Source organism: Kitasatospora sp. NPDC057500 (genome assembly GCF_042802195.1).
Taxonomy (GTDB): domain Bacteria; phylum Actinomycetota; class Actinomycetes; order Streptomycetales; family Streptomycetaceae; genus Kitasatospora.
The window spans coordinates 1-6,113 of sequence record NZ_JBHVER010000312.1 but is presented as its reverse complement, the minus strand read 5'-3'; the positions used below and the strand labels follow the sequence as shown (position 1 = coordinate 6,113).

The 6,113-nt window shown below is 73.3% G+C and carries 6 protein-coding genes; 2 read left to right on the top strand and 4 right to left on the bottom strand.

Annotated elements, in window-relative coordinates; genetic code table 11:
• Nucleotides 1-35 precede the first annotated feature (35 nt).
• Complete coding sequence (locus ACFU74_RS35280; RefSeq protein WP_350549538.1) at nucleotides 36-389, bottom strand: iron-sulfur cluster assembly accessory protein; 354 nt, start codon at nucleotides 387-389, stop codon at nucleotides 36-38.
• A 243-nt stretch (nucleotides 390-632) separates the two neighbouring features.
• Here ACFU74_RS35280 and ACFU74_RS35275 point away from each other — a divergent pair, with 243 nt between their 5' ends.
• The gene (locus ACFU74_RS35275) at nucleotides 633-1,502 is read left to right on the top strand and encodes a GNAT family N-acetyltransferase (protein ID WP_380764225.1); all 870 of its coding nucleotides are present in this window, start codon (nucleotides 633-635) and stop codon (nucleotides 1,500-1,502) included.
• 70 nt (nucleotides 1,503-1,572) lie between these two features.
• On the opposite strand, the gene ACFU74_RS35270 is transcribed toward ACFU74_RS35275, so the two are convergent.
• The 3 genes from ACFU74_RS35270 to ACFU74_RS35260 form a co-directional block, all read right to left on the bottom strand.
• The gene (locus ACFU74_RS35270; RefSeq protein ID WP_380764224.1) at nucleotides 1,573-2,940 is read right to left on the bottom strand and encodes a pyridoxal phosphate-dependent decarboxylase family protein; all 1,368 of its coding nucleotides are present in this window, start codon (nucleotides 2,938-2,940) and stop codon (nucleotides 1,573-1,575) included.
• A 188-nt stretch (nucleotides 2,941-3,128) separates the two neighbouring features.
• Nucleotides 3,129-3,593, bottom strand: coding sequence for an Lrp/AsnC family transcriptional regulator (locus ACFU74_RS35265; protein WP_344345500.1), 465 nt, complete (start codon nucleotides 3,591-3,593; stop codon nucleotides 3,129-3,131).
• A 151-nt stretch (nucleotides 3,594-3,744) separates the two neighbouring features.
• The gene (locus tag ACFU74_RS35260; RefSeq protein WP_380764223.1) at nucleotides 3,745-4,668 is read right to left on the bottom strand and encodes an NADP-dependent oxidoreductase; all 924 of its coding nucleotides are present in this window, start codon (nucleotides 4,666-4,668) and stop codon (nucleotides 3,745-3,747) included.
• A 201-nt stretch (nucleotides 4,669-4,869) separates the two neighbouring features.
• On the opposite strand from ACFU74_RS35260, the gene nadA reads away from it, so the two are divergent.
• Complete coding sequence (gene nadA, locus ACFU74_RS35255; protein ID WP_380764222.1) at nucleotides 4,870-6,054, top strand: quinolinate synthase NadA; 1,185 nt, start codon at nucleotides 4,870-4,872, stop codon at nucleotides 6,052-6,054.
• The last annotated feature ends 59 nt before the right edge of the window (nucleotides 6,055-6,113 follow it).

Below are 6,113 nucleotides of genomic sequence, written 5' to 3'. Positions count from 1 at the left end.
CCCCGGGAGTCCGGGGCCGCCCTCGTGTCAGACCATTAGCTGAACGAGTCGCCGCAGGCGCAGGAGCCGGTGGCGTTCGGGTTGTCGATCGTGAAGCCCTGCTTCTCGATGGTGTCCACGAAGTCGACGGTGGCGCCGCCCAGGTACGGGGCGCTCATCCGGTCGGTGACGACCTTGACGCCGTCGAAGTCCTTGACCACGTCGCCGTCGAGCGACCGCTCGTCGAAGAACAGCTGGTAACGCAGGCCGGAGCAGCCACCGGGCTGGACGGCGACGCGCAGCGCGAGGTCGTCCCGGCCTTCCTGCTCCAGCAGGGCCTTGACCTTGCCCGCGGCGGCGTCGGTGAGGAGGATGCCACCCTCTACGGTGGTCTCGTCCTTGACGGTCATCTGCTTACTCCCGGTCTTGACGACGGTCTGCCGCCAGTGCCAACCGACGGCCGCCCGGTTTCATTTCCCGGACGGCGGGTGTTTTCGGCGGCTTCGTGGCGGCGCGTTTCCGTGGGCCGGGCGTGCACCCGCTCCCTCTACGCTCCCCATGCTCGCACACCGGCGGACACCGGTCACCGCCCGAGCGGACCGATCGGGGCGAACCGGCCCCGCGGCGGCGCCCGGGCCGCCAGGATGGTGGGCATGATCCTGCGCCCGGTCCAGGACACCGCCGCCGACGCGGAGGTCGTCCAGTACGTCGCCCGTGCCGCGTTCGCCTCCCTCCCCGACGCCCCGGCGCAGGCCGCTCCGCCCCGGCCGTCCGTGTACCAGTTGGCCAGGACGAGACACCTGGCGCGCACCGATCCGCAGGGCTGCTGGATCGCCGAGCTCGACGGCGAGCCGGTCGGCGCGGTGCTGTCGCTGCGCCGCGAGGGCGTCTGGGTGCTGGCGCTGCTGGTGGTGGTGCCGCAGGCGCAGGGCAAGGGGGTGGGCCGGCTGCTGCTGGACCGGGGCCTCGCGTACGGGCGGGGCTGTCTGCGCGGCATGCTGTGCGCCTCGCCGTCGCCGGCGGCCGTGCGCCGCTACCGGCTGGCGGGGTTCACGCTGCACCCGGCGATGCAGCTGACCGGGCGGGTGGACCGGTCCGGGCTGGTCGATCCGGGGGACATCCCGGTCCACCCGGGCAACGCGACGCACCTGCACCTGCTGGACTCGGTGGACCGGCGCCAGCGCGGCTCCGCGCACGGGCCGGACCACGGGCTGCTGCTCGCCCACTGCGAGGAGCTGCTGATCGCGGACGCGCTGGCGGGCAGCGGCTACTGCTACCGGGACGGCGGCGAGGTGAAGCTGCTGGCGGCCACCTCGAAGCGGATCGCCACCCGGCTGCTGCGCGAGGCGCTGGCCCGGGTGCCGGAGGGGGTGGAGGCCCGGGTGGAGGCGCTCACCGCGGAGCAGGAGTGGGCGCTGGACGTCGGACTGGAGGTGGGCCTGACCGTGGAGACCCGGGGCTTCGTGGGCCTGCGCGGGATGCGCCCGCCGGCGACGTACGTGCCGAACGGCGGGCTGCTGTGAGGCACGCCCCCGCAACGCCGGGACCCCCGCCGCGGCCGGTGCCGGGCGGGGGTCCGTCGGTGCGTGCGGATCACGCCATGGTGTCGAGGATCTCGCGGACCATCTCCATGGTGGTGCCCGGGTGCAGGAAGGCGAAGCGGGCGACCGTCTCGCCGTCCCAGCCGGTGGGGGTGACGAAGCCGATCTGGTCCGCGAGCAGCTGCTGCGACCAGCGGTAGTAGTCGTCGTTGGTCCAGCCCCTGCGCTTGAAGCAGACCGCGGAGAGCTGCGGGTCGAACAGCAGCTCCAGGTGGTCGCTCTCGCGGATCAGCCGCGCGGTCTCCCGGGCGAGCGTGAGGCCGGCCTCGATGGCGTCGGTGTACGCCTGGACGCCGTGCACGGCGAGCGAGAACCAGAGCGGCAGGCCGCGGGCGCGCCGGGTCAGGTGGTAGGCGTAGTCGGTGGGGTTCCACTCGTCGCCCTCGGTGTGCAGGACGTCCAGGTAGGAGGCGTCCTGGGTGTGCACGGCGCGGGCGAGCTGGGGGTTGCGGTAGATCAGCGCGGCGCAGTCGAACGGCGCGAAGAGCCACTTGTGCGGGTCGACGACGAAGGAGTCGGCGTGCTCGATGCCGTTGTACCGCTCCCGGACGGAGGGGGCGAACAGGCCCGCGCCGCCGTAGGCGCCGTCCACGTGGAACCAGAGGTCGTGCTCGCGGGCGGCCTCGGCCAGGCCCTGGAGGTCGTCGACGATGCCCTCGTTGGTGGTGCCGGCGGTGCCGACGACGGCGATCACGGTCTCCGGGTGCGGGTCGGCGGCCAGTGCCGCGCGCAGCGCCTCGCCGGTGAAGCGGCGGTTCACGGTCGGCACCTTGAACGCCTCGACGCCGATGATGTTGAAGGTGTTCTTGACCGAGGAGTGCACCTGGTCGGCGACGGCGATCCGCAGCCGGGCCTCCGGCCCGACGCCGAGGCGCCGGCGGGCGGTGTCGCGGGCGACCACCAGCGCGGAGAGGTTGCCGGCCGAGCCGCCGGAGACGAAGACGCCGCCGGCCGAGTCGGGCATGCCCGCGCGGTCCGCTATCAGGCGCAGCACCTGGTTCTCGGCGGCGATCGCCCCGGCCGCCTCCAGCCAGGAGATGCCCTGGAGCGAGGCGCAGGAGACGACCATGTCGAAGAGCAGCGCGGCCTTGGTGGGGGCGCACGGGATGAAGGACAGGTAGCGCGGGCTGTCGGCGGAGATCACCGCGCGGGAGAGCTCGTGGTCGTAGAGCTTGAGCACGTCGGCCGCGTTGTTGCCGTCCTGGTTGAGCAGGCCGGACAGCCGGGCGCGCAGGTGCTCGCCGTCACCGGGGTGGTCGAGCGGGACGGGGTCGTACTGCAGCCGCTCGCGCATGTAGTCGAAAACCAGGTCGACCAGGTCGCTGTCGGGCCGGTGCATGCGGTCGGGGGCTGCGGACACGGGTGTCCCTCTCGGCTGTGGGGTGTCGGGGAGGGTCCGGCGGCACGGGGATCGGCACCGTGCGGCCGGACGTGATCAGCGTAGGCAGCGACGGGCCCCGGCCGCGCGTCGGAACGCGGCCGGTCGGGCAGCTTTCGGGCGTCTTCGGCGGGGCCCGCGCAGGATTCCTGCGCGGGCCCCGGAAGGGGTCAGCCGATGAGCTGGGAGAGGACGACGGAGGAGCGGCTGCGCTGGACGCCGGGCTCGCGGCGGATCCGCTCGATGACCGCCTCCAGGTGCCGCATGTCGGCGGCCCGCAGGTGGACCAGCGCGTCCGGGTCGCCGGTGACCGTCCAGGCGGCGACCACCTCGGGGAACTGGCGCAGGCTGGCGAGGATCTCCTCGGGGGCGGTCCGCTCGCGGCAGTAGACCTCGACGAAGGCCTCGGTCTGCCAGCCGAGCACCGAGGGGTCGAGCACCACGGTGAAGCCGCGGACCACCCCGCGGGCCCGCAGCCGGTCGATCCGGCGGCGCACGGCGGTGGCGGAGAGGTTCACCTGGAGGCCGATCTCCGCGTAGGAGGCGCGGCCGTCCCCGGCCAGCCGGGCGAGGAGGAGGCGGTCGGTCTCGTCCAGGGAGGCCCCGACCGTCTCGTGCGCTCGGCTGCTGCTCATTGGTGCGGGGCTCCACGGGTCGTGCGGCGTCGGGAACGGAGGCGGGACGGCGGCGGCCCGCCGAAACGGTTCGGCACCCATTCTGGCGGATGACAGGAGTGAGTCCACCTCTGACGAATGACACCGGTCCGGTCGCCGCTCACCCGAGCCCTCAGCCCGTCAGCAGGACGATCTTGCCCCGGGTGCGCCCCTCCGCGCTGAGCGCCTGGGCCGAGGCGGCCTGGGCGAGCGGGAAGGTGGAGGCGACGGTCACGGTCAGCCGCCCGTCGTCGGCGAGTGCGGCGAGTTCGGCCAGCCCGGCGGCGTCCGGGCGGACCCAGACGTACCGCCCGCCGCGCGCCTTGACCCCGAAGTCGGCGATCGAGGCGATCCTCGCCGGGTCGGCGACCAGCCCGGCCGAGACCTCGACGGCGTCGCCGCCGACCAGGTCCAGCGCGGCGTCCACGCCCTGCGGGGCGAGCGCCCCGACCCGGTCCGCCAGGCCCTCGCCGTGCCGGACCGGCTCGGCGCCCAGCGAGCGCAGGTAGTCGTGGTTGCGCTCGCCGGCGGTGCCGATCACCCGGGCGCCGAAGGCCCTGGCGATCTGGACCGCCAGGTGGCCGACCCCGCCGGCGGCGGCGTGCACCAGGACGGTGTCCCCGGCACCGACGCGCACCGCCCGCAGCGCCTGGAGGGCGGTGAGCCCGGCCAGCGGCAGCCCGCCGGCCTGCGCCCAGTCCAGCGAGGCCGGCTTGCGGGCCAGCGTGCGGACGGGCGCGGAGACCAGTTCGGCGTAGGTGCCGTGCTCGACGGCGTCCTTGCGGACGTAGCCGTAGACCTCGTCGCCGGGGGCGAACTCGGTGACGCCGCCACCCACCGCCCGGACCACCCCGGCCGCGTCCCAGCCCATGACCAGCGGAAAGTGCGCGTCGAGCAGGCCGTCCAGCCGCCCCTCCCGCACCTTCCAGTCGACCGGGTTCACCCCGGCCGCCCTCACCTGCACCAGGACCGAGTCCGGGCCGACCTTCGGATCGGGCAGGTCGGTGTACTCGACCACCTCGGGGCCGCCGTAGCGGTGGATCGCGATTGCCTTCATGTGACCAGCGAAACCCGGACGGGCCCGGATCCCGTTTCGGCCACGCCGCAGGAGGCCGGGAAGGCTCCGAACCGGCGAGCGGTTCTCGTCACATCGACAGGACGGCCATCGTCACTCTGACGCTAACCGGTTATCATAGATTGCGTCAGATAGACGAAAAGGCTGCACCGCTTGATCGGCCGCACAGAAGGGCACCCGCCCGTGACCACCACCATCACCGAGACCTACGGCGTCGACCCCACCCCGACGCCGCTCGCTCTGCTGCTGCTCGGCCGCGAGGCCGACCCGAACAGCGAGCGCGGCGTCGAATGCCCCGGTGACCTCCCCCCGGCCTCCGACCCGAACCTCGTCGAGCGCGCCCGGGCGGCCAAGGCCGCGCTCGGCGACCGCGTCTTCATCCTGGGCCACCACTACCAGCGCGACGAGGTGATCGAGTTCGCCGACGTCACCGGCGACTCCTTCAAGCTCGCCCGCGACGCGGCGGCCCGCCCGGAGGCCGAGTACATCGTCTTCTGCGGTGTGCACTTCATGGCCGAGTCAGCCGACATCCTCACCGGCGACGCCCAGCAGGTCGTCCTGCCGGACCTCGCGGCCGGCTGTTCGATGGCCGACATGGCCACCGCCGAGCAGGTCGCCGAGTGCTGGGACGTCCTGACCGACGCCGGCATAGCCGACGTCACCGTCCCGGTCTCGTACATGAACTCCTCCGCCGACATCAAGGCCTTCACCGGCCGGCACGGCGGCACCATCTGCACCTCCTCCAACGCCAAGCGGGCGCTGGAGTGGGCGTTCGAGCAGGGCCGGAAGGTGCTGTTCCTGCCCGACCAGCACCTCGGCCGCAACACCGCGGTGCGCGACATGGGCTTCTCGCTGGACGACTGCGTCGTCTACAACCCGCACAAGCCGAACGGCGGCCTGACCGCCGAGCAGCTGCGGGACGCGAAGATGATCCTCTGGCGCGGCCACTGCTCGGTGCACGGGCGCTTCACCCTGGACTCGGTGAACGACGTGCGCGAGCGGATCCCCGGCGTCACCGTCCTGGTGCACCCGGAGTGCCGGCACGAGGTCGTCGCGGCCGCCGACATGGTGGGCTCGACCGAGTACATCATCAAGGCGCTGGACGCCGCCGAGCCCGGCTCCAAGTGGGCCATCGGCACCGAGCTGAACCTGGTCCGCCGGCTCGCCAAGGCGCACCCGGACAAGGAGATCGTCTTCCTGGACCGGGCGGTCTGCTTCTGCTCGACCATGAACCGGATCGACCTGCCGCACCTGGTCTGGGCGTTGGAGTCGCTGGTCGAGGGCCGGGTGCCGAACGTGATCACCGTCGACCCGGAGACCGAGAAGCACGCCAAGGCGGCGCTGGACCGGATGCTGGCCCTGCCGTAGCGGTCCGCCGCGCGGGCGGCACCGACGACGAAGGGCGGGCCCCCTCCCCGGTGGGAGGG

Bases quoted from the DNA above. Each gene is read 5' to 3' on its own strand.
- ACFU74_RS35275 (WP_380764225.1), top strand. From the start codon at position 633: ATGATCCTGCGCCCGGTCCAGGACACCGCCGCCGACGCGGAGGTCGTC.
- ACFU74_RS35280 (WP_350549538.1), bottom strand. From the start codon at position 389: ATGACCGTCAAGGACGAGACCACCGTAGAGGGTGGCATCCTCCTCACC.
- ACFU74_RS35260 (WP_380764223.1), bottom strand. From the start codon at position 4,668: ATGAAGGCAATCGCGATCCACCGCTACGGCGGCCCCGAGGTGGTCGAG.
- ACFU74_RS35265 (WP_344345500.1), bottom strand. From the start codon at position 3,593: ATGAGCAGCAGCCGAGCGCACGAGACGGTCGGGGCCTCCCTGGACGAG.